A 20,531-nucleotide genomic window follows, 5' to 3' on the forward strand; every position below is an offset into this window, starting at 1 on the left:
TATATTATTCCTTTTCTTGGCAGCCAAGCCAGCCTTCACGCCCCGGGAATGATGACCTAATTACTTTCCCTTTCGGCAGCGTATTGATGTCTTCTGGCAATAACTCACTCAATGTACAGAATTGGATTTCTTCTTGTGTGATTCGTTCCAATAATTGTGAAAATTGTTCTGACTTAGACATCCCTTCGACTTCAGTATGAATGGTGTAAACAGGCACACCTTGATCATCTTTTATCGCTTGGAGGATAAAATCATTAAAAGCTTCATCGCTTACCACTGTACCAACGACTTCATCATAGGTAGGCAATGTTACTGGGATCTGCACCGTTCCTATCGAGCCATCAAGCATAACAGGCCTAAACGGATATTCTCCTCGGCAATCACTGTTATAGGTAAACCCAAACTTTTGTTTAACTTCAAGAACGCGCTCATCACCACGCCAACCAGCAACCGCAGAGCAAGTTACAGGTTGCCCGATTGCTTGTTCAAGAGCATCTACGCCTAACTTAACTTGTTCAGTTAGCTGAGCTTCACTCCATTTTGCAACTTTAGCCTGCCAACCTTGATGATCCCACGCATGCAATCCAACTTCATGTCCTGCATCTAAGGTTTGTTTCATCAAGTAACCTAAATCTTTCGCTATTTTTTTACCCGGCCATGCTGTACCGGCTAGCAAAATATCAAATCCATAAAGAGAGGCTGCATTAGATCTCAGCATTTTCCACAGGAATTTAGGACGCAAAAGGCGCCATAAATGGCGCCCCATATTATCGGGTCCTACACTGAAGAAAAAGCTGGCCTGAATATTGTGCTCTTTGAGCACTTTGAGTAGCTGAGGCACACCGTCTAATGTGCCACGATAGGTATCTACATCAATTCTCAAGCCAACTTTTTTCATTAGTTCTTACCTAATTCTTCCACTGCACCTTGCAAGAAGAAGTCCAGTGTTTCTTCAATGGTATCTTTCATATCGATACTCGGCTCCCACTCAAGAAGGCGGCGTGCATTTTCAATACTTGGTTTACGGTGCTCAACGTCCTGATAACCTTTACCATAGTAGCTGCTGCTTTCGATTTCACGGAAGCCTGCAAAAGGAGGGAAATTACCGCGCAGTGGATGATTTTCGAAACTTTCGAGTAACATTTCAGCTAACTGACGAATACTTGCTTCGTTAGTTGGATTACCAATATTGATGATTTGGCCATCACACTTACCGTCTTTATTTTCAATGATACGGAACAGTGCTTCAATACCATCTTTGATATCGGTAAAGCAGCGTTTTTGCTCACCACCATCAACCAGCTTAATCGGAGAACCTTCAACTAAGTTTAGGATTAACTGCGTGATTGCACGAGAACTACCAATACGTGCTGAGTTCAAGCTATCTAAGCGTGGCCCCATCCAGTTAAATGGACGGAATAGTGTGAACTTCAGGTTTTCTTTAGCACCGTAAGCCCAAATAACTCGGTCAAGCAGCTGTTTAGATACAGAGTAGATCCAACGTTGTTTATTGATTGGACCAACAATCAGACGAGATTCATCTTCATCAAACTCTTTATCATCACACATACCATAAACTTCTGAGGTAGATGGGAAAATAATACGTTTGTTGTATTTCACACAGTAACGCACAACTTTTAAGTTTTCTTCGAAATCTAATTCAAAGACACGCAGTGGGTTACGGGTATATTCGATTGGTGTTGCAATCGCGACTAGTGGCAGAATAACATCACATTTTTTAATGTGGTATTCAATCCATTCAGTATGGATGCTCACATCACCTTCAATAAAGTGAAAACGTGGGTTACCGATAAAACGGTCAATTGCTGATGAACTGATATCCATACCATAAATATCATAGTTATCATCTTGCAATAAACGCTCAGTTAAATGATTACCGATAAAACCATTAACACCGAGGATCAAAACACGTGTGCGGCGTTTAATCTGTGCTGTTGGTTTCGAACCAACACGGACATCAGTAACGATACCCATTTCATTAGCAAGACGATTACCCTGCATGTACAAACCAGAATCGCCTTGGCCGCTAACAATTTCAATAGCACCTTCACCACAAGCAATACGCAGTGGATCGTTAGATAATACCGTCCCAGCACGTTTGCCTTGATTATCATCTAACACGCGAGCACGCCAGATAATCATTTTACGCGCACCTAAATAAGTAAAGGCACCCGGGTATGGTTCAGTCACAGCACGAATTAAGCAATCAATTTCTTTTGCAGAGCGGTTCCAATCAATTAAACCATCTTTTTCACTGCGGCGGCCAAAGTAGCTTGCTTGGCTTTCGTCTTGAGGAACTGATGTATAGCTACCAGCTTCAATCAATGGCAGGGTTTTATCTAACAAAACCTCTGCTGCTTCACGAACTTTAGCATGCAGTGTCAGAGCAGTGTCTGTATCACTAATAGCGACTTTTTCTTGTGCAACAATATCGCCAGCATCTGCTTTAGCTACCATTTTGTGTAAAGTAACACCTGTTTCGGTTTCACCATTAAGTAACGCCCAATTAATTGGTGCACGACCACGGTACTTAGGTAGTAAAGAACCATGTAGGTTAAATGCGCCTTTTGGTGCCAGAGACAGTATCTCTTCACTTAGCATATCGCGATAGTAGAATGAGAAAATCACATCAGGCTTTAATTCGCGAATACGCTCAATCCACAATGGATGATTAACGTTTTCTGGCGCGTAAACAGGAAGTTCCATGTCCGCGCTGACACGTGCTACTGAGGAATAAAAGTGGTTTTCATTAGGATCATCAGTGTGAGTAAATACTGCCTGAATATCGTAACCAGCTTTTTTTAGCGCTTTCAGCCCTACACAGCCAATATCATGATAGGCAAAAACAATAGCTTTCATTAGTTTTCTTCCTGATTTTTGTCAGTCTTAGCATCAGCACCGACGACTTTTTGAATAAAATAACGGGGTCTCGCACGCACATCATTATAGATCCTGCCAATATATTCACCAAGCAAACCCATACCGACAAATTGTGCGCCGATAAACATAAAGAGTACGGCAAACAGTGTAAATACGCCTTCAGCAGCCCAAGTTGCGCCAAAAACCAAACGTAAAACAATCAATAACACTGCTAGCAAGAAACCACCTGCAGCAATAATACTACCAACCACACTTAACAAACGCAGTGGAGCCGTTGTTAAACAAGTCAGCAGGTCATACATTAAGTTAATCAGCTTCAAAAAGCTGTATTTTGAATCGCCAAACTCACGTTCAGCATGCGCTACATCAATTTCAATAGTTCTACGCGCAAAAGTATTTGCCAAAATAGGAATAAAAGTACTTCTTTCATGGCATTGCAGCATCGCTTCGATAATATGACGACGATAAGCACGTAACATACAACCATAATCACCCATAGAGCGACCTGTCGCTTTAGTGATCAGAGCATTGATCATTTTAGATGCTGTTTTACGGAACCATGAGTCCTGACGATTAGCACGACGAGTACCAACAACATCATAACCTTGTGATGCAGTTTCGACTAAGCGAGGGATTTCCTCTGGTGGGTTCTGTAAATCCGCATCCAGTGTAATCACTAAATCACCATCAGCTTGATTGAAGCCAGCCATAATTGCAGAGTGCTGCCCGTAGTTACGATTCAGAATAATTGCGATAACGTGGTTATCTGGGTTTTCTGCTGCCTCTGTCAACATTTTCGCCGAACGATCGCTACTTCCATCATCGACTAAAATTAATTCATAAGCCTGAGTAAGTTGTTTACAAGACTTAATTGTGCGTTCTAGCAACTGAGGCAAGCTTTGTTCTTCATTATAAACAGGGATCACAACAGAGACTTTTTTTATCTCTTCAAATTCATCTACAAATGACACTATTTTGACTCCAAAAGGATTTCATTTATTGCTTTAACAACCCTATCAACATCTGCATCAGACATATCAGGGAAAAGAGGCAGAGAACAAAGCGTAGCTGTATTCCATTCTGACTCTACGAGTGAGAGTTGCGAGTACTTCTCACGATAATATTTCTGTGTGTGTGCTGCACGGAAATGTAAACCAGTACCAATATCTCTATTTTTAAGTTTTTCCATAAAAGCATCACGATCAATACCACAAACATTTTTATCAACACGCACCATAAATAAATGGTTGGCATGCAAATGTGCATATTCTGGAATTGAGAGCATCTGCAAAGGCGAATCTTTTAGCGCAGCTCGGTAACGAGCAACTATCTCCGCACGACGTTGGTTCATTTCTTCAACGCGAGATAATTGAACCACTGCAATCGCAGCATGAATATCAGATAAATTATATTTAAAACCAGGTTCAACGACTTCGGCTTGTGGTTTTCGACCTTGAATTTGTCTATCAAAGGCATCAACACCAAGACCGTGAAACTTTAATGTCCTAACGCGCTGTGCTAATTCGTCATTGTCTGTAGCGACTAATCCACCTTCCGCACAAGTCACATTCTTTATAGCATGAAAAGAAAAAATTGCTGTACCTTGCTGGCCAATCCATTCATCTTTATAGCGTGTACCAACAGAATGAGCAGCATCTTCAATTAATACTACACCCGCTTTTTGCGCAATAGTACGTAATGCATCCAGATCACAAGGAGCTCCTGCATAGTGAACAGGAATTATCGCTTTCGTTTTCGTCGTCAGAGCTTGTTCTACGGCTGCTGGCTGCACCATTAGAGTATCGCGATCAACATCAATCATGACAGGCGTCGCACCTAACAACTCAATCATGTTGATTGTTGATACCCACGTTTGTGAAGGCGTTATAACTTCATCACCAGGACCGATACCAAGTGCCATTAAGACAACATGCATACCTGCAGTCGCGGAGGTAAGCGCGATAGCATGCTTACAGCCATAACGCTTGCAAAAGTCCTCTTCTAACTGATGGTTCTGAGGCCCAGTAGTAATCCAGCCTGAACGCAGAACTTTCTCTACAGCCTTAACCTCTTCGTCACCGATTGCCGGTTTTGAAAACGGAAGGAAATTACTCATATAGTCTGTAACCTAATTTATATTGAGAATAGAGTATTCTAGTTAAAGTTACTTTAACCGAACATCAACACCTGAAAACATTTCATAAATCACAATAAAACCAGTAATTAGAACAATTTTTCAGTTAACCGTCAAAATTAATTACCTGCCAGGCTTTATTTTCATCATTTGGGCTTAAGCGAATTTTGCCTGCAAATATTTCAGATAAATTAAAATCTGTCATTACTTTATCAGGAACCCCCGAGAAAATAACCCTTCCATTTTTCATCATCCAAATTCGACTGGCGCATTTATATGAATGACTCAGGTTATGCCCGCTCATTATAACTGTTCCTTGGCAATCACAAAAATATTTCACCCATTTATCGAGCTTTGCTTGCTGAATAATATCTAAATTGTTTGTTGGCTCATCAAATAGAATAAATTTTCCGCTTAAATCTTCGCTATTCCACACTTGTAAAAAAATCGCAATGATACGAACACGTTGCCATTCTCCACCTGAAAGTTGTGTAATAGGTTTTAATAATAATTTTTCTAACTGAAAATCTTGAGATAACGCATCAAATAATGATAGTTGATATATTGATGGTGAATGAAAAAGTGCAAGATATTGGAAAACTTTTAAAATAGGTTGGGTGGTAATTTGCTGCGGAAAATATGCCCGTAATTGACGTAAATCTTGTCCATGAAAATCATTGATCTTTTTCCCATGTATCTTGAGGTGGCCTGTAAAAGCTAAAAAACCACTCAATGCACAAAGTAACGTGCTCTTCCCTGAACCATTTGCACCAAGCAAGTGTATTTGCTCACCTGCAAACACATTTTCATTGATATTCACAAGCCTATTAGCAATAGAAAGCTGAATTAACTCAATAATTGGTTGATTATGCATAATTCGGTTCAATGCCATTGGTTATTACGAGCTAAAAGCCAAATAAAAATTGGTGCGCCTAAGGTTGCAGTTATTACACCAATAGGTATCTCAGCATTTGTAATTAATATACGAGATAAAATATCTGCCAATAATAATCCTCCCGCACCAGCAAATGCACATCCAGGCAGTAGAAATCGATGATTAGTTAACCCTGCTAAACGTAAAATATGTGGGATGACTAAACCCACAAAACTAATTGCTCCTGCGATTGCCACACTCAATCCAATTAAAATACCCGTAACAATAATTAAAATAAACCGCCATCTATGGTGAGAAAATCCAAGTTGATAGGCTTGCATTGACCCCAGAGAAAGATAATTAAGGATTCGGCCTTGGCATACTGCCCATAATAAAAATGGCACACAAGCTGAAACTAAGCCTAACTGACGCCAATCGATACCACTGAAGCTTCCCATCATCCAATACAGCAATTGACGTAAGTCTAAGCTACTGCTCATATACACCATCCAGGTCATGATTGCGCCACAAATCACACCAAGTGCAACCCCTACAAGCAATAAGCTAGTATTATTAAAATGTTTTCGCCGTGCAAAAAATAACAAAATTGACGTCAGTAGTAATGCACCAAGAATCGCTCCTGTACTCATCAGCCAATATTGAGTGACCCCGTGTGATAATAAAACAATCAATACCACAGCAACCCCAGCACCATTACTAATGCCAAGTAATCCCGGCTCAGCAAGAGGATTTTCAAACAGAGCCTGCATGATTGCGCCAGTAACAGCGAGGGAAGCACCAATAGTCACCACTGCGAGTAGACGAGGAAAACGAATTTGCCAAACAAATAATTGAGCCGCTTCGCTTGTCCATTGACTAGGCCCTAACCAAACCTCACCGACACTCAAAGCAACCATAGCCGTAATCACTAAAAATACAGATAAAATGATAAGTAATCGCAAATCCGCGGATTGTTGTTTTTTTTGTAAGTTCTGTAAACGATTATTCATCAAATAAAAAGTATCTGAATTAGAGATAGAACCTCAAAGTATAGCTTTTTATGAACGCGATACCAACTGATGGGTTATATGATGATAAATCATACTATTCCAAACACTAAAACGGAGTGAATATAACAAAAATAAATTGCAGTATCATTAAAGATTTATACAGTATCTTATTGATTCAATAATAAATTAATTTAATAGCACGAGGTTATAGAACCAACCACTGCTTTATTGATAACTATACGGCAATAAACTATATGACATCGTGGATGTGATGTGGATGGGGTCTTATAAATCCTTTTATAAAACATATAATTACAAAAAAACAAAAGACCGCCTAAGCGGTCTTTTATCAGCAATGCAAGTATGCAATTACTCTTTCGGTGTTGCTTTTTCAACCCGGCTTTTTAATTTTTGGCCTGGGCGAAATGTAACAACACGACGTGCGGTAATTGGAATATCTTCTCCAGTTTTTGGATTACGTCCGGGACGTTGATTTTTATCACGTAAATCAAAGTTACCGAATCCAGATAATTTTACTTGCTCGCCATTCTCTAAAGAGTGACGAACTTCTTCAAAGAAGATTTCCACAAGGTCTTTAGCATCACGTTTGCTAACACCCAGTTTTTCAAACAAATTTTCTGACATTTCAGCTTTAGTAAGCGCCATAGGTTTAGTCCCTCAAAGAGGCTTGGAATCGCTGTTTTAACGCAGCAACACACAGATCAACGGTCGCGGTTATCTCTTCTTCTTCCATGGTACGAGCTGTATCTTGGAAGACGAGACTGATAGCGAGACTCTTATAACCGTCTGCTATCCCTTCACCACAATACACATCAAACAAGTTTATGCCAACTATATGATTTATGCCAACTTTTTTACACTCTGCCAGAACATCTGCAGCGGCAACATCATCCGGCACGACAACAGCGATGTCACGGCGGTTCGATGGATAGCGTGAAATCGCCTTAGCATCAGGAATAGCACGGTCAGCTATCGCATCACAACGAACCTCGAATACAACGGTACGACCATTTAAATCGAGTTGACGTTCTATTTCTGGATGAACAACACCAATAATACCAATATGTTCATTACCCAGATAAATCCCAGCACTTTGCCCAGGATGTAATGCTGGGTGCGCTTCAGGTCTAAATGTAATTTGATTCAGTTTTCCAGTCAATTCTAAAACAGCTTCTAGATCACCTTTTAAATCAAAGAAGTCCACAATTTGTTTATCTAATGACCAATGTTCTTCAAAACGGTTTCCAGCAATCACGCCTGCCAACATAGTTTCCTGACGTATTTGATATTCTGCATGATTATCAGGAATAAAGCGTAGACCGGTCTCAAATAAACGAATTCTATTTTGTTGACGGTTTTGATTATAGACCACCGTAGTCAACAGTCCTGTAAGAAGCGATAAACGCATCGCAGACATATCCGCGGAAATTGGATTTGGCAATACTAAAACTTCTTGCTCAGGATGAATCAACGCTTGTACTTTCGGGTCAACAAAGCTGTAGGTAATGACTTCTTGATAACCGCGATCTACCAATCCAGTTTTTACACGTTTAATCGGTAAATCAGCTTCTTTGTGCTCAGTCATAATTAAATCAGCACGTACAGGTACGTCTGGAATGTTGTTATAACCATAAACACGAGCAACTTCTTCAACCAAGTCCTCTTCGATTTGCATATCGAAACGCCAGCTTGGAGCAATAACATCCCAGCGCCCTTCAGATACAGTCACTTTGCACCCAAGACGCGTCAAAATGTCAGTCACTAACTCATCAGCAATCACATGTCCAATCAATCGATTGAGTTTATTGCGTGTTAATCTGATGTTTGCCGCTTTTGGTAGATGTTCAGCACTAGTGGTATCAATAATCTCACCAACGTCACCACCACAGATATCCAGGATCAGCTGTGTAGCGCGCTCAATCGCTTTGAATTGCAATTCTGAATCCACACCACGCTCATAGCGATGAGATGCATCAGTGTGTAACCCATAGTTACGAGCACGGCCTGTAATGGATAACGGATTGAAGAAAGCACATTCTAGAAGAATGTTTTTCGTTTCAGTGTTAACACCAGAATGCTCACCACCAAAAACACCCGCAATACCCAGCGCTTTTTGCTCATCGGCAATGACTAAAGTATCCGGTTTAAGTATCGCTTCATTACCATTTAACAATACTAATTTTTCATCTTGTTTTGCCATACGAACGACGATAGCGCCATTCAAGCGATCAAGGTCATAAGCATGCTGAGGTTGACCTAACTCGAGTAATACATAGTTAGTAATATCAACAACGGCATCGATTGAACGCACACCACCACGACGCAGTTTTTCTTTCATCCACATTGGCGTTGGTGCGGACACATCAATATTTTTGATAACACGACCAAGGAAACGAGGGCAGGCTTCCGGCGCTTCAACTCTGATTGGGAATGTATCTGTTATCGTTGCTTTAACCGCTTCAATTACAGGCTCATTCAATTCTTGTTTATTGATAACTGCAACATCACGAGCAACGCCTAAAATACTTAAGCAATCAGCACGGTTTGGTGTGATACTAATTTCAATGACACTATCATCGAATTTTAAATATTCACGTAAATCGGTACCAATCGGAGCATCTAACGGTAATTCAATGATGCCACTGTGATCATCAGAAATACCCAACTCAGAGAATGAGCACAGCATGCCTTCCGAAGGCTCACCGCGTAATTTTGCCGCTTTAATTTTGAAGTCACCGGGTAATACGGCACCGACAGTCGCAACAGCAACTTTTAAGCCCTGACGACAATTTGGTGCACCGCAAACGATGTCTAATAGACGATCTCCACCAACGTTGACTTTTGTCACTCGCAGTTTATCGGCATTAGGATGCTGCCCACACTCGACAACTTCACCAACGACAACACCATTAAATTGCCCTGCAACCGGTTCAACACCATCAACTTCCAAACCGGCCATCGTGATTTGATCGGATAATGCTTCACTGCTAATGGCCGGATTCACCCATTCGCGTAACCAGAGTTCACTGAATTTCATGAGAAAGTCCCGCCTTATTTAAACTGTTTGAGGAAACGAAGATCATTTTCGAAAAATGCGCGCAAGTCAGAAACACCGTAGCGCAGCATTGTCAGGCGTTCCATTCCCATTCCGAATGCAAAACCAGAATAAACCTCTGGATCGATACCCACATTACGCAGAACATTCGGATGAACCATACCGCAACCTAACACTTCTAACCATTTGCCATTTTTACCCATAACATCAACTTCAGCGGAAGGTTCTGTAAATGGGAAATAAGATGGACGGAAACGGACTTCAACTTCTTCTTCAAAAAAGTTATTCAAGAAGTCATGTAGGGTGCCCTTAAGGTTTGTAAAGCTGATGTCTTTATCAACAATTAAACCTTCAGTCTGGTGGAACATTGGGGTATGCGTTTGGTCGTAATCATTACGATATACACGGCCTGGCGCTATAATGCGGATCGGTGGTTGTTGCCCATTCATTGTTCTAATTTGCACACCTGAAGTTTGGGTGCGGAGTAAACGTTTAGCATCAAACCAGAATGTATCGTGATCAGCACGTGCAGGATGATGAGCTGGAATGTTTAATGCATCAAAATTATGATAGTCATCTTCGATTTCAGGGCCGGTTTCAACGCTAAATCCTAACTCACCAAAAAATTCTTCAATTCGCTGAATAGTACGAGTAACTGGATGTAATCCACCATTTTCCATGCGGCGTCCCGGTAATGAGACATCGATTTTCTCGGATGCTAAGCGTGCATTCAGTATGTCAGCCTGCATGGCATCTTTACGAGTATTCAGTGCATCTTGAACTTGTACTTTGGCTTCATTTATCACAGCCCCAGCAGCTGGTCGTTCTTCAGCTGGCAGATCACGCAACGTTTTCATCTGTAGTGTGAAGTGGCCGCTTTTGCCTAAAAATTCAACACGCACTGACTCTAACGTAGCAACATCTTGGGCTTGTTCAATGGCTGCTTTTGCCTGTGCAACCAACTCAGCGAGATGTGGCATTGTTTCCCCTTTAAGACCTTACGGTCGTTTTACTAGTTATTCATCGATTTGTTAAGTTCTCACTTGCCATTCCTTGAATGGATAAGCACTTACCTGATTTTACTGTATTTTTTCAACAATCAAAAATAAAAAAGCCTCCATTAGGAGGCTTTAGCGTAACTTTTCGTTTATTTTCTTACGCACGAAAGCCCCAATACTCAGGTGCTAAAGTAAAAGAAGAAACGGAAAGTAACGATTTGCATATAATTAGTTCACTGAATGTTTTGAATTTTTAAGTATTAACATAAAAAGCTCTAAATGAAAAGAGGAAGTTACCTTCCTCTTTTCAAGCAAACACTTAGGCTAAAGCGCCTTTTGCTTTTTCAACTAAAGCAGAGAATGCTGCTTTGTCAAATACAGCAATGTCTGCCAGGATCTTACGGTCGATTTCAATCGAAGCTTTTTTCAAGCCATTGATGAAACGGCTATAAGACAGACCGTTCTGACGAGCCGCTGCGTTAATACGCGCGATCCACAGTTGACGGAACTGACGTTTACGCTGACGGCGGTCACGGTAAGCATATTGACCTGCTTTGATTACCGCTTGAAATGCTACGCGGTAAACACGTGAACGTGCACCATAGTAACCTTTCGCCTGTTTCAGAATCTTTTTGTGACGTGCACGTGCCACTACACCACGTTTTACGCGAGCCATAGCTATCTCCTATCGTCTTTTATCTTAATTAACCAATGTTTACTTATGCGTATGGCAGGCAAGCAATTACCAGACCAAGATCGCCCTTAGATACCATTCCTTTCGGACGCAAATGGCGCTTACGCTTAGTAGATTTTTTGGTCAAAATGTGACGAAGGTTTGCATGCTTACGCTTAAAGCCACCGCCTGCAGTTTTTTTAAAGCGCTTTGCTGCGCCACGTACAGTTTTAATCTTAGGCATTTCTTTAATTTCCAACTTCGCATTGTGATTAACTACGAATTAACTAGGCGAATAGCTTCCATATTTCTACAAAAGTTACTACTTGATGGCCTAATTATTTCTTCTTAGATGCCAGTACCATGATCATTTGACGCCCTTCAATTCTTGAAGGAAATGATTCAACAACGACCAGCTCTTCTAGATCAGACTTAATGCGGTTAAGCATTTCCATACCGATCTGTTGGTGAGCCATTTCACGACCACGAAAACGCAGTGTTACTTTAACTTTATCACCATCTTCTATGAAGCGTATCAGGTTGCGTAGTTTGACCTGATAATCACCTTCATCTGTACCAGGGCGGAATTTAATTTCCTTCACCTGAACAATTTTTTGCTTCTTCTTCTGTTCTTTTTGAGACTTGCTCTTCTCATAAAGGAATTTGCCGTAATCCATAATACGACAAACTGGCGGTTCGGCATTTGGGCTGATTTCCACAAGGTCTACACCTGCTTCTTCTGCTTTTTCAAGCGCCTCACGAAAGCTCATAATGCCAAGCTGTTCGCCGTCTAAACCGGTTAAACGGACTTCAGTCACACGAATTTCATCGTTGATACGATTAGGACGCGCTGTTGGGATTCTTTTTCCGCCTTTAATACTTTATTCCTCCAACTGGATAAAGAGATTTGCTAACTTCTCTAAAGCACACATCCTGATAATCATTGAGTTAATACATTTAATTTATTGATTATCAAAACGCAATATTATTTATTTGCCTATATTAGACTTTATAACGACATCTTAATATAGTGATTCGACCGCGGATTTTAATGCTTATTGCTCGATTACTCAAGCAGATAATGGAATTTTTCGCATTAATTTGTGTCTCTTGCTATTAACAAAGAGGTTAAATCTACGAATGACATAAGCAATTGAACATTAAAAACCATAGATTTCACCAATAAAAATGAAAAAATAGCACCCTCAATTATTGTGAGTGCTATTTATTATGGCTTAATTATTTTTTCTTCGGTGCCAAGATCATGATCATCTGGCGACCTTCAATTCTTGAAGGAAACGATTCTACTGACGCCAGTTCATCCAGATCAACTTTAATGCGATTTAGCACTTCAAGACCGATCTGCTGATGAGCCATTTCACGGCCACGAAAACGTAGTGTAACCTTAGCTTTGTCACCATCTTCCAAAAAGCGAATCAGGCTACGCAATTTAACTTGGTAATCACCTTCATCAGTCCCAGGACGGAATTTAATTTCCTTCACTTGAACAACTTTTTGTTTTTTCTTTTGTTCTTTTTGAGATTTACTTTTCTCATAAAGATATCTGCCATAGTCCATAATCCGGCAAACAGGTGGCTCAGCATTAGGGCTAATCTCAACTAAATCAACACCAGCCTCTTCCGCTTTAGCGAGTCCTTCACGAACACTCATGACACCGAGTGGCTCACCTTCTAAACCTGTGACACGAATTTCAGTTGCACGGATTTCTTCGTTAATACGATTTGGACGTGCTGCTGGGAGTTTTTTTCCGCCTTTAATACCTTATTCCTCCATCTGATTAAGCTGACGACTGCGAATTTCTTCAAGCAGTTTGTTTGTATATTCAGTAACATCAAGGCTGCCTAAATCTTTACCACGGCGGGTACGCACAGAGACTTTACCTGATTCAACTTCTTTATCGCCACAAACTAGCATGTAAGGAACACGACGCAGGGTGTGTTCACGGATCTTAAAGCCGATTTTCTCGTTACGTAAGTCCGCTTTCGCACGAATGCCAACACTTTGTAATTTACTGACTAATTCTTGAACATAATCTGCCTGAGCATCTGTAATGTTCATTACTACAACTTGCTGTGGTGCCAGCCATGTAGGGAAGAACCCTGCATATTCTTCTGTCAAAATACCTATGAAACGCTCTAGTGAACCTAAAACAGCACGGTGGATCATGACAGGAACAATACGTTCATTGTTTTCACCAACATATGAGGCATTGAGGCGACCCGGCAAGAAGAAGTCTAATTGCACAGTACCGCATTGCCATGCACGGTCAAGGCAATCATACAGGGTAAATTCAATTTTAGGACCATAAAATGCACCTTCACCTGGCTGGTATTCAAATTCAATACCTTGATCTTTTAACGCCTGAGCTAAATCAGCTTCCGCTGTGTCCCACATATCGTCAGTACCGATACGTTTTTCAGGGCGTGTAGACAATTTAACAACAATTTTTTCAAATCCAAATGTTGCATAAACGTCATAAATCATTTCGATACAACTGGTGACTTCACTCAAGATCTGTTCTTCAGTACAGAAGATATGCGCATCATCTTGAGTAAAACCGCGCACGCGCATTAAACCATGCAGTGCACCTGAAGGTTCATTACGATGGCAGCTACCAAACTCTGCCATACGCAGTGGTAAGTCACGGTAAGATTTTAAACCTTGGTTGAAGATTTGAACATGGCCTGGACAGTTCATTGGTTTGACACAATATTCACGATTCTCAGAAGAGGTCGTGAACATCGCGTCTTTATAGTTTTCCCAGTGCCCTGTTTTTTCCCACAAAACGCGATCCATCATGAATGGGCCTTTCACTTCTTGATAGTGATAAGACTTCAGTTTCGTGCGTACAAATGTTTCTAATTCACGGAAAATTGTCCAGCCATCATTGTGCCAGAATGCCATACCTGGCGCTTCTTCCTGCATATGATATAAATCTAGCTGCTTACCAATTTTACGGTGGTCACGCTTAGCCGCCTCTTCGAGGCGTACTAAATAAGCACTTAGTTGCTTTTTATCTGCCCATGCAGTGCCGTAAATACGCTGTAACATTTTGTTATCGCTATTGCCGCGCCAGTAAGCACCCGCAATTTTCTGCAACTTGAAGTGGTGACAGAAACGCATATTAGGCACGTGTGGGCCACGACACATGTCAACATATTCTTCGTGATGGTATAGACCTGGATGGTCTTCTTGGCTGATGTTTTGGTCAAGAATTTCAACTTTATAGTCTTCACCGCGTGCAACAAACGTTTCACGTGCTTCAGCCCAAGATACGCGTTTTTTAATCACGTCATAATCTGTTTTGGCAAGCTCTTGCATACGCTTTTCAAGCTTTTCCAAATCTTCCTGGGTCAGCGTATGGTCAAGATCGATATCATAATAAAAACCATTATCGATGACTGGGCCAATTGCCATTTTGGTATTTGGCCACAATTGTTTGATGGCATGACCTAACAAGTGAGCACAAGAGTGACGAATAATTTCAAGACCATCGTCATCTTTACTTGTAATGATGGATAAATTCGCATCATTTTCGATGAGTTCACAAGCATCAACTAACTCACCATTTACACGACCCGCAATACACGCTTTTGCGAGGCCCGCTCCAATATCGCGAGCTACATCCATCACAGAAACGGCATGGTCGAATTGACGCTGACTTCCATCAGGAAGAGTAATAACAGGCATTAATAAATCCTTATCGGCAGTGGTGACCCATACGCAAGATCACTTGCTTGATTATTCTTAAGTTATAAAACAATACGTTACTATCGATTTCTCGCTTCACGATGCGAAATATGCACATAGTTATTGTATACAGACCTTAAAATGACTATGCACATCGACAACAACTCAAAGACAATAATAACACAGACATATTTTATGGCGATAGGTCAAGAAAGGTTATTAACCACTCTTGTCAAATTATGACGCCTAATCCAAACCCTTTATATTATAGGCTAATAGTAAGAAATCGCTTCTGAAAATACGAATAGAGCTGGTAATCAGGCTGAAAGAATTAATCTATATTTCTATCCATGATAGCTTCAAATCAACAACTATTTATTTGGAATTATTATGTTTTTACATATAGCTGAATAGCTATATCAATCTTAATTTTCTCGGCTTTTTTTGGTTTTTATTATGAACTTACACACTTAAATTATCCTAAGGGTAATATCACTTATCAATTTTTATTTATATATACGTTTGAAAAACAGTTGATTCGCATTTAATGTAAACATCTTTTTATGATTAATGTCATATTTGCGTTTTATAACAACAATTAGTCTCAAACTGATTTTTGCCAGTACTTCTCCCCTCATATTCGCAGGGTACTGGCTTTTTTCTTCAACCATTTCAAGCATATTATAATTAACTTAAGCATGAATAAAAACACAAATGCATTGTTAATGCATGATATTAGGAAAAATTATAATTCAACCTGAATAGGCTTACTCGATTTGATTTTTCAATTATAGATTTGTGCATTAGCTAATGGCTAAAGAAATTTTATTCTTATTTTCGATTTTCGTTATAACCAGCGCCGTGTTTGCTGGCTATAGCTTGCCCATTCGTCACCAAAGTGTTCAGATAAAAACTTCTCTTCTTGGGGAATAGTATAGAGATCGGTAATTAACCAATAAATTAATCCTGAAACCAAAAAATAAGGAGAATGAGTGAATAATGCAACACTGATACTCATTGAAGTAAAGGCAAGATATAGCGGGTTGCGCGATAACCGAAATGGGCCTTGAGTAATAAGAAACGTTGCTTGGTTCATTGGATTGGGTGAGGTTTTATGGCGAATAAAATAAAATAAGCTTGTCGCTATCCAACCAAAGCTTTCCAAAGCCACTAAAATGGCCAGTATGCCTACCCAACCTGAAAAGCTCCATGAGAAAAGCCCGTTAGCATAAAGTAGAGAAACGGCAATTCCATTTAAAATAAGCCAGTTTAAGAAGGAAAGCCTAAATATGTTCATCATGATGTCCTTTATGTGACAACGCATATCTAGACTAACATAATTGCGTTCTAATTAGCTTCAGAATAAAACACCTTTGCCTATATATTAAAATCAGTAACTGTTTTATCTGAGAAATATTGATGATTGATCTGACGAATTATTATGCCCCAAGAAAAAAACACTTTTTAAGCCTTCCAATCGTGCATTTTCTTGCTGACAAACTAACTTACGAACTTGATTTGGCATTTGATCAACCCGAGAGCGGATTAAGCTTAATTGTTCATCCAAACCATTCATCCCTTTTACACTCACCACATCTTGGTTAGCTTTTAGGTAATCCGCAAAAGTTTCTAGATTACTTTCTAAGCTATCACATGCATTATTGCTAGAACCCCAACTTGGAATTAATGAATTAATTGATTCAGGCAAGACCTGCGATATGTTGGGATATACACTTTGTTTCCACTGCTGTGGAAACACAATAAATAACGCTGCGATTGCGATCACAATTAACATCAACAATGTAGTCAGAGTTGTCGTTAACTTTTTCATTTACACCCCAAAACTTACCTATTTAACTGTCACTAGGATAAATCATGGGGCGTAAAGCAACTTTAAAATAAAAAATTGTTTGTAAAGAAAGCTCTACCAACATTAAGCTAGTGATAAAAACGAGTAAATTACAATGATATTGAGGGACTTAATTGCTTATAAAAGTATGTGGTACTTTCAAACTTATTCTCAGAGCTACAAACATAATCAGGGATCTGACCAACCTCAATATAACCTTGCCGGCGGTATAAATGTGAAGCCACATCACCAGTACGAGTATCTAACACTAATAAGGTACGATGATTGTCGAGTGCAACCTGTTCCGCATACACAAGCAACTGCTTAGCAATTCCATGTTGACGAAAATCAGTATGCACCATCAACTTTTCCACTTCGGCACGATGACGACCATTCGCTTTTTGGCATAACGAGAGTTGTATTGCTCCAGCTAATTGATTATCAATAAATTGAGCTAGCAGTAAACGGTTACCTTGCTGTACTTCACTATCGACCTGTAACCAATACTGCTTTGCCTCATCTAGCCCTAATGGCGCAATAAATCCGATAGAAGCACCATTATTAACACCATTAATTAATAGTTGTTCAAATTGTAATTCATGCCCTTGAATGGTTGCTAAAATATCGATAGACATTAAATAATTCCTCTCTACATCATTTATAAAGCAAACAGTTTTCTACAATATTAAAAAGTCTATTATGAGTAAAATACCATTCTATCATAAGGCGTTGTTTCACAGCTTTTTAAACGTTCTATCAGTGAGCCAACGTGAATCTCTAGTTTATGTCCATCTGGGTCAAGGAAATAGAATGAATAGCCTTCACTAAGATTATCCTTCCACGTTTGCACACCAGATTGTTTTAATTTTTCAACCATGATCGGAAAGCTATCTTCGGTAACGGAAAAAGCATAATGAGTATAATCGGTGTCTTCAGATCGAGTAACTCGCCTTGTATGGTCTAAAGAGAGGCATACCCATAACGAATCACAGGTTAAATATGCACCACGAGTCCAACTGGCATGTAATTTCATTCCCAACACTTTATGGTAAAAAAACATGCTTTTTTGAATATCAGTAACTGCTAAGGTTAAATGGTTAATTCCATTTATCATCAATATCAATCCTCTAGATAAAATGCTTTAGAACCGCGATAACAATTAAGTTTGAGATAGCAGGTGTTGTTAAAAAGCACTTAAGCAGCATCCTGTAGACGAATTTATGCTTTCTTTTAATGAATTTACATAACCAATAAGTAAATAACATAATTAAGGGTATAACTTAAGCATATCGAAATTTTGACAACCTACTAATAGATGCCCTTTCCCTTTTTATGTTCCCCATAAAAAGGGTTTTTTTTACCCTTAAAATTGAACACTTTTAGCTCATGCATATATCCCACTGTTATAAAACGATTAAATTAAGTTATTCACAATAGAATGCTAGTGTTATCCACAGTTAATGTGTACAACTTTAATAATTCTTCATATCAACTTTATCAAGATTAAGTAATTTTCACATTATTCAATTATATGAAGATCGTTTAATTACTCGCATAATGTACAGGATTATAACAATATTTGTTATAATCCTAATTCGCTTTGACTTTTTGTATCCAAAATTATTCAAGTTGTATATTCACGCTAGACTAGATTATCTCTGAGGGCATCAGTAACGACGGCATTCAGACACAAGCTTCTCGTTTGCAGTGTAACTTGAAATATGATGGATATTTACCCAATTAAGAGCTTAGTTTGCCTATTATGAATGACTTTTTAGGGCTGTTTCAAGCCATCGGTATTGGATTGGTTTTAATACTTCCTCTTGCTAATCCTCTGACAACAATAGCAGTCATGCTCAGTTTGTCTGGCAATATGACCAAAGAACAGCGGAATCATCAGTCACTGCTGGCATCAATTTATGTTTTTTCTATCATGACGATTGCTTTTTATGCAGGGCAATTAGTGATGAATACTTTCGGTATTTCTATTCCCGGTTTGCGTATTGCCGGAGGGTTGATTGTGGCCTTTATTGGTTTTGGTATGCTGTTTCCAAGCAATGAAAACAATGATGACACAAGTACATTAGCCACTGACGATTCAACTATTTCTAAAAAGCGCCAAAAGTCACCTAATATTGCCTTTGTGCCTCTTGCAATGCCAAGCACTGCGGGTCCTGGAACAATTGCTATTATCATCAGTTCGACAGCTTCTTTACAAGGCGATGTTGGCTTTGCTCCTTGGATTTTAAAAGTTGCCCCTGTTATGACTTTTTTTATTGTCAGCTTTATCGTTTGGATTGCACTAAGAGGTGCGACTTCCATTATGAAATGGTTAGGTAACGGTGGGATTGATGCAATTTCTCGAGTGATGGGTTTCTTATTAATTTGTATGGGAGTGCAATTTGTGATCAACGGAATAGTTGAAATCGTTGCGCAGCTCCCACAGCTTATTTCAGCACATCATTAATTCATTGCTAATGAATTATAGGCATTTTTAACTTTCCATAAATAACGCGGAGCTTGAGGCGCTGGGTGCTTAGTTTGAACATGCTGATAAAATTCTTCAGGTGTCATTCTATTAATCATCGCGATAGCTCTGGCTTTATCATTATCGAACGTCCTCAATAACGCGCCTGCGCCATTAACATAGGCGACTACGGTAGCATAATACATAGTCTGTGGATGATTAATACCCGCGAGTTGTTGTTCTTTTAAAATGCGAATATAGGTTGTTCCAATATCGATATTCGTTCTTGGATCTTTTAAATCGCGAGTAGAAGGTTCACCTGATTTTCCATGGTAACGATAGGCATCACGCCCCGCCGTTGAAGCCTTTATTTGCATCAAACCAATTGCATTCGATTTACTCACAACCTCAGGTCGAAAATTTGATTCAACCTCAATGATGGCTCGAATCAATATTTCATCAACATTATAACGATTTGATGACTCCCGAATATATTCATCAAATGGTGTACGAGCAAATGAAATACTTTGCTGAGCTGTATTATTATTCCCTAACATTCGCTGTGTTGAGACTTGTTTTTCTGGTCCGCTAGAGCAGCCCGCTAACAACAGAAATACCAATGCACCACTGATATTTTTTTTCACCGAGAGACCCTCTGCAAATAAAACTGACGGAAGAATAACTAATCACAGGAAAATTAAAATAATTTTTACTTAACTTTTACTTCAAGAAATGTTTAAGTCTAGTAAAAAACAATCATAATTATATCAAAATCACCTACTTTTTGTCTTGACTTTACCTAGTTGATAATGATAATTATTATCAACTGTATTGTTAG

Annotated in this window: 21 protein-coding genes and 1 other annotated feature; of the genes, 1 reads left to right on the top strand and 20 read right to left on the bottom strand. The window is 39.5% G+C overall.

Annotated elements, in window-relative coordinates; translation table 11 throughout:
• Positions 1-4: 4 nt before the first annotated feature.
• The 19 genes from arnD to fos form a co-directional block, all read right to left on the bottom strand.
• Positions 5-898 carry a 4-deoxy-4-formamido-L-arabinose-phosphoundecaprenol deformylase gene (arnD, locus tag OOA_RS07290; RefSeq protein ID WP_008911500.1) on the bottom strand — a complete coding sequence of 298 codons (894 nt, stop codon included), beginning with the start codon at positions 896-898 and terminating at the stop codon, positions 5-7.
• The gene (arnA, locus tag OOA_RS07295) at positions 898-2,880 is read right to left on the bottom strand and encodes a bifunctional UDP-4-amino-4-deoxy-L-arabinose formyltransferase/UDP-glucuronic acid oxidase ArnA (RefSeq protein ID WP_008911501.1); all 1,983 of its coding nucleotides are present in this window, start codon (positions 2,878-2,880) and stop codon (positions 898-900) included. Before arnA ends, arnD begins: the two co-directional genes overlap by 1 nt.
• On the bottom strand, positions 2,880-3,872 hold the full coding sequence (gene arnC / locus OOA_RS07300; protein ID WP_008911502.1) for an undecaprenyl-phosphate 4-deoxy-4-formamido-L-arabinose transferase: 993 nt from the start codon (positions 3,870-3,872) through the stop codon (positions 2,880-2,882). The genes arnA and arnC overlap by 1 nt, the downstream gene beginning before the upstream one ends.
• Entirely contained in the window at positions 3,872-5,017 is a 1,146-nt protein-coding gene (gene arnB, locus OOA_RS07305) for a UDP-4-amino-4-deoxy-L-arabinose aminotransferase (protein ID WP_008911503.1), read from the bottom strand. Before arnB ends, arnC begins: the two co-directional genes overlap by 1 nt.
• Positions 5,018-5,141: 124 nt before the next feature.
• A complete protein-coding gene (locus OOA_RS07310; RefSeq protein WP_040690866.1) occupies positions 5,142-5,909 on the bottom strand; it encodes a vitamin B12 ABC transporter ATP-binding protein BtuD in 768 nt (255 codons plus the stop codon).
• 8 nt (positions 5,910-5,917) lie between these two features.
• Positions 5,918-6,919 (bottom strand): vitamin B12 ABC transporter permease BtuC, encoded by a 1,002-nt coding sequence (gene btuC, locus OOA_RS07315; protein WP_008911505.1) that lies wholly within the window; start codon positions 6,917-6,919, stop codon positions 5,918-5,920.
• Between the two features lie 369 nt (positions 6,920-7,288).
• A complete protein-coding gene (ihfA, locus tag OOA_RS07320; RefSeq protein WP_008911506.1) occupies positions 7,289-7,585 on the bottom strand; it encodes an integration host factor subunit alpha in 297 nt (98 codons plus the stop codon).
• Between the two features lie 4 nt (positions 7,586-7,589).
• The gene (pheT, locus tag OOA_RS07325) at positions 7,590-9,977 is read right to left on the bottom strand and encodes a phenylalanine--tRNA ligase subunit beta (RefSeq protein ID WP_008911507.1); all 2,388 of its coding nucleotides are present in this window, start codon (positions 9,975-9,977) and stop codon (positions 7,590-7,592) included.
• Positions 9,978-9,991: 14 nt separating this feature from the next.
• Positions 9,992-10,975 (bottom strand): phenylalanine--tRNA ligase subunit alpha, encoded by a 984-nt coding sequence (gene pheS / locus OOA_RS07330; RefSeq protein ID WP_008911508.1) that lies wholly within the window; start codon positions 10,973-10,975, stop codon positions 9,992-9,994.
• Between the two features lie 124 nt (positions 10,976-11,099).
• Positions 11,100-11,223, bottom strand: a sequence feature (Phe leader region).
• Positions 11,173-11,217: a pheST operon leader peptide PheM gene (pheM, locus tag OOA_RS21360; RefSeq protein ID WP_148284526.1), complete on the bottom strand. Its 45-nt coding sequence runs from the start codon at positions 11,215-11,217 to the stop codon at positions 11,173-11,175. (Overlaps the previous feature by 45 nt.)
• 89 nt (positions 11,224-11,312) lie before the next feature.
• Positions 11,313-11,669: a 50S ribosomal protein L20 gene (rplT, locus tag OOA_RS07335; protein WP_008911509.1), complete on the bottom strand. Its 357-nt coding sequence runs from the start codon at positions 11,667-11,669 to the stop codon at positions 11,313-11,315.
• Between the two features lie 43 nt (positions 11,670-11,712).
• Complete coding sequence (gene rpmI, locus OOA_RS07340; protein ID WP_005968897.1) at positions 11,713-11,910, bottom strand: 50S ribosomal protein L35; 198 nt, start codon at positions 11,908-11,910, stop codon at positions 11,713-11,715.
• Positions 11,911-12,004: 94 nt separating this feature from the next.
• Entirely contained in the window at positions 12,005-12,544 is a 540-nt protein-coding gene (gene infC / locus OOA_RS07345; protein ID WP_040690872.1) for a translation initiation factor IF-3, read from the bottom strand.
• 361 nt (positions 12,545-12,905) lie between these two features.
• The gene (infC, locus tag OOA_RS07350; protein ID WP_071524214.1) at positions 12,906-13,445 is read right to left on the bottom strand and encodes a translation initiation factor IF-3; all 540 of its coding nucleotides are present in this window, start codon (positions 13,443-13,445) and stop codon (positions 12,906-12,908) included.
• Positions 13,446-13,448: 3 nt separating this feature from the next.
• Positions 13,449-15,377: a threonine--tRNA ligase gene (thrS, locus tag OOA_RS07355; RefSeq protein ID WP_008911512.1), complete on the bottom strand. Its 1,929-nt coding sequence runs from the start codon at positions 15,375-15,377 to the stop codon at positions 13,449-13,451.
• 847 nt (positions 15,378-16,224) lie between these two features.
• A complete protein-coding gene (locus OOA_RS07360) occupies positions 16,225-16,674 on the bottom strand; it encodes a methyltransferase family protein (protein ID WP_008911513.1) in 450 nt (149 codons plus the stop codon).
• Positions 16,675-16,779: 105 nt separating this feature from the next.
• Positions 16,780-17,208, bottom strand: coding sequence for a hypothetical protein (locus OOA_RS07365; RefSeq protein ID WP_008911514.1), 429 nt, complete (start codon positions 17,206-17,208; stop codon positions 16,780-16,782).
• A gap of 128 nt (positions 17,209-17,336) precedes the next feature.
• On the bottom strand, positions 17,337-17,861 hold the full coding sequence (locus tag OOA_RS07370) for a GNAT family N-acetyltransferase (RefSeq protein ID WP_008911515.1): 525 nt from the start codon (positions 17,859-17,861) through the stop codon (positions 17,337-17,339).
• A 62-nt stretch (positions 17,862-17,923) separates the two neighbouring features.
• Positions 17,924-18,340: a fosfomycin resistance glutathione transferase gene (gene fos / locus OOA_RS07375; protein WP_008911516.1), complete on the bottom strand. Its 417-nt coding sequence runs from the start codon at positions 18,338-18,340 to the stop codon at positions 17,924-17,926.
• A gap of 648 nt (positions 18,341-18,988) precedes the next feature.
• Here fos and OOA_RS07380 point away from each other — a divergent pair.
• The gene (locus OOA_RS07380) at positions 18,989-19,693 is read left to right on the top strand and encodes a MarC family NAAT transporter (protein ID WP_008911517.1); all 705 of its coding nucleotides are present in this window, start codon (positions 18,989-18,991) and stop codon (positions 19,691-19,693) included.
• Here the strand turns inward: OOA_RS07380 and OOA_RS07385 are convergent.
• Positions 19,690-20,337, bottom strand: coding sequence for a transglycosylase SLT domain-containing protein (locus tag OOA_RS07385; RefSeq protein ID WP_008911518.1), 648 nt, complete (start codon positions 20,335-20,337; stop codon positions 19,690-19,692). The genes OOA_RS07380 and OOA_RS07385 overlap by 4 nt on opposite strands.
• Between the last annotated feature and the right edge of the window lie 194 nt (positions 20,338-20,531).

Source organism: Providencia burhodogranariea DSM 19968 (assembly GCF_000314855.2).
GTDB lineage: Bacteria > Pseudomonadota > Gammaproteobacteria > Enterobacterales > Enterobacteriaceae > Providencia > Providencia burhodogranariea.

What these genes read in the sequence shown, in the direction of transcription:
- btuC (WP_008911505.1), bottom strand. Translation starts at nt 6,919, where the DNA reads ATGAATAATCGTTTACAGAACTTACAAAAAAAACAACAATCCGCGGAT.
- OOA_RS07310 (WP_040690866.1), bottom strand. Translation starts at nt 5,909, where the DNA reads ATGCATAATCAACCAATTATTGAGTTAATTCAGCTTTCTATTGCTAAT.
- OOA_RS07365 (WP_008911514.1), bottom strand. Translation starts at nt 17,208, where the DNA reads ATGAAAAAGTTAACGACAACTCTGACTACATTGTTGATGTTAATTGTG.
- arnD (WP_008911500.1), bottom strand. Translation starts at nt 898, where the DNA reads ATGAAAAAAGTTGGCTTGAGAATTGATGTAGATACCTATCGTGGCACA.
- OOA_RS07370 (WP_008911515.1), bottom strand. Translation starts at nt 17,861, where the DNA reads ATGTCTATCGATATTTTAGCAACCATTCAAGGGCATGAATTACAATTT.
- fos (WP_008911516.1), bottom strand. Translation starts at nt 18,340, where the DNA reads ATGATAAATGGAATTAACCATTTAACCTTAGCAGTTACTGATATTCAA.
- rplT (WP_008911509.1), bottom strand. Translation starts at nt 11,669, where the DNA reads ATGGCTCGCGTAAAACGTGGTGTAGTGGCACGTGCACGTCACAAAAAG.
- OOA_RS07360 (WP_008911513.1), bottom strand. Translation starts at nt 16,674, where the DNA reads ATGAACATATTTAGGCTTTCCTTCTTAAACTGGCTTATTTTAAATGGA.
- arnA (WP_008911501.1), bottom strand. Translation starts at nt 2,880, where the DNA reads ATGAAAGCTATTGTTTTTGCCTATCATGATATTGGCTGTGTAGGGCTG.
- pheT (WP_008911507.1), bottom strand. Translation starts at nt 9,977, where the DNA reads ATGAAATTCAGTGAACTCTGGTTACGCGAATGGGTGAATCCGGCCATT.
- rpmI (WP_005968897.1), bottom strand. Translation starts at nt 11,910, where the DNA reads ATGCCTAAGATTAAAACTGTACGTGGCGCAGCAAAGCGCTTTAAAAAA.
- arnB (WP_008911503.1), bottom strand. Translation starts at nt 5,017, where the DNA reads ATGAGTAATTTCCTTCCGTTTTCAAAACCGGCAATCGGTGACGAAGAG.
- thrS (WP_008911512.1), bottom strand. Translation starts at nt 15,377, where the DNA reads ATGCCTGTTATTACTCTTCCTGATGGAAGTCAGCGTCAATTCGACCAT.
- OOA_RS07380 (WP_008911517.1), top strand. Translation starts at nt 18,989, where the DNA reads ATGAATGACTTTTTAGGGCTGTTTCAAGCCATCGGTATTGGATTGGTT.
- pheS (WP_008911508.1), bottom strand. Translation starts at nt 10,975, where the DNA reads ATGCCACATCTCGCTGAGTTGGTTGCACAGGCAAAAGCAGCCATTGAA.
- ihfA (WP_008911506.1), bottom strand. Translation starts at nt 7,585, where the DNA reads ATGGCGCTTACTAAAGCTGAAATGTCAGAAAATTTGTTTGAAAAACTG.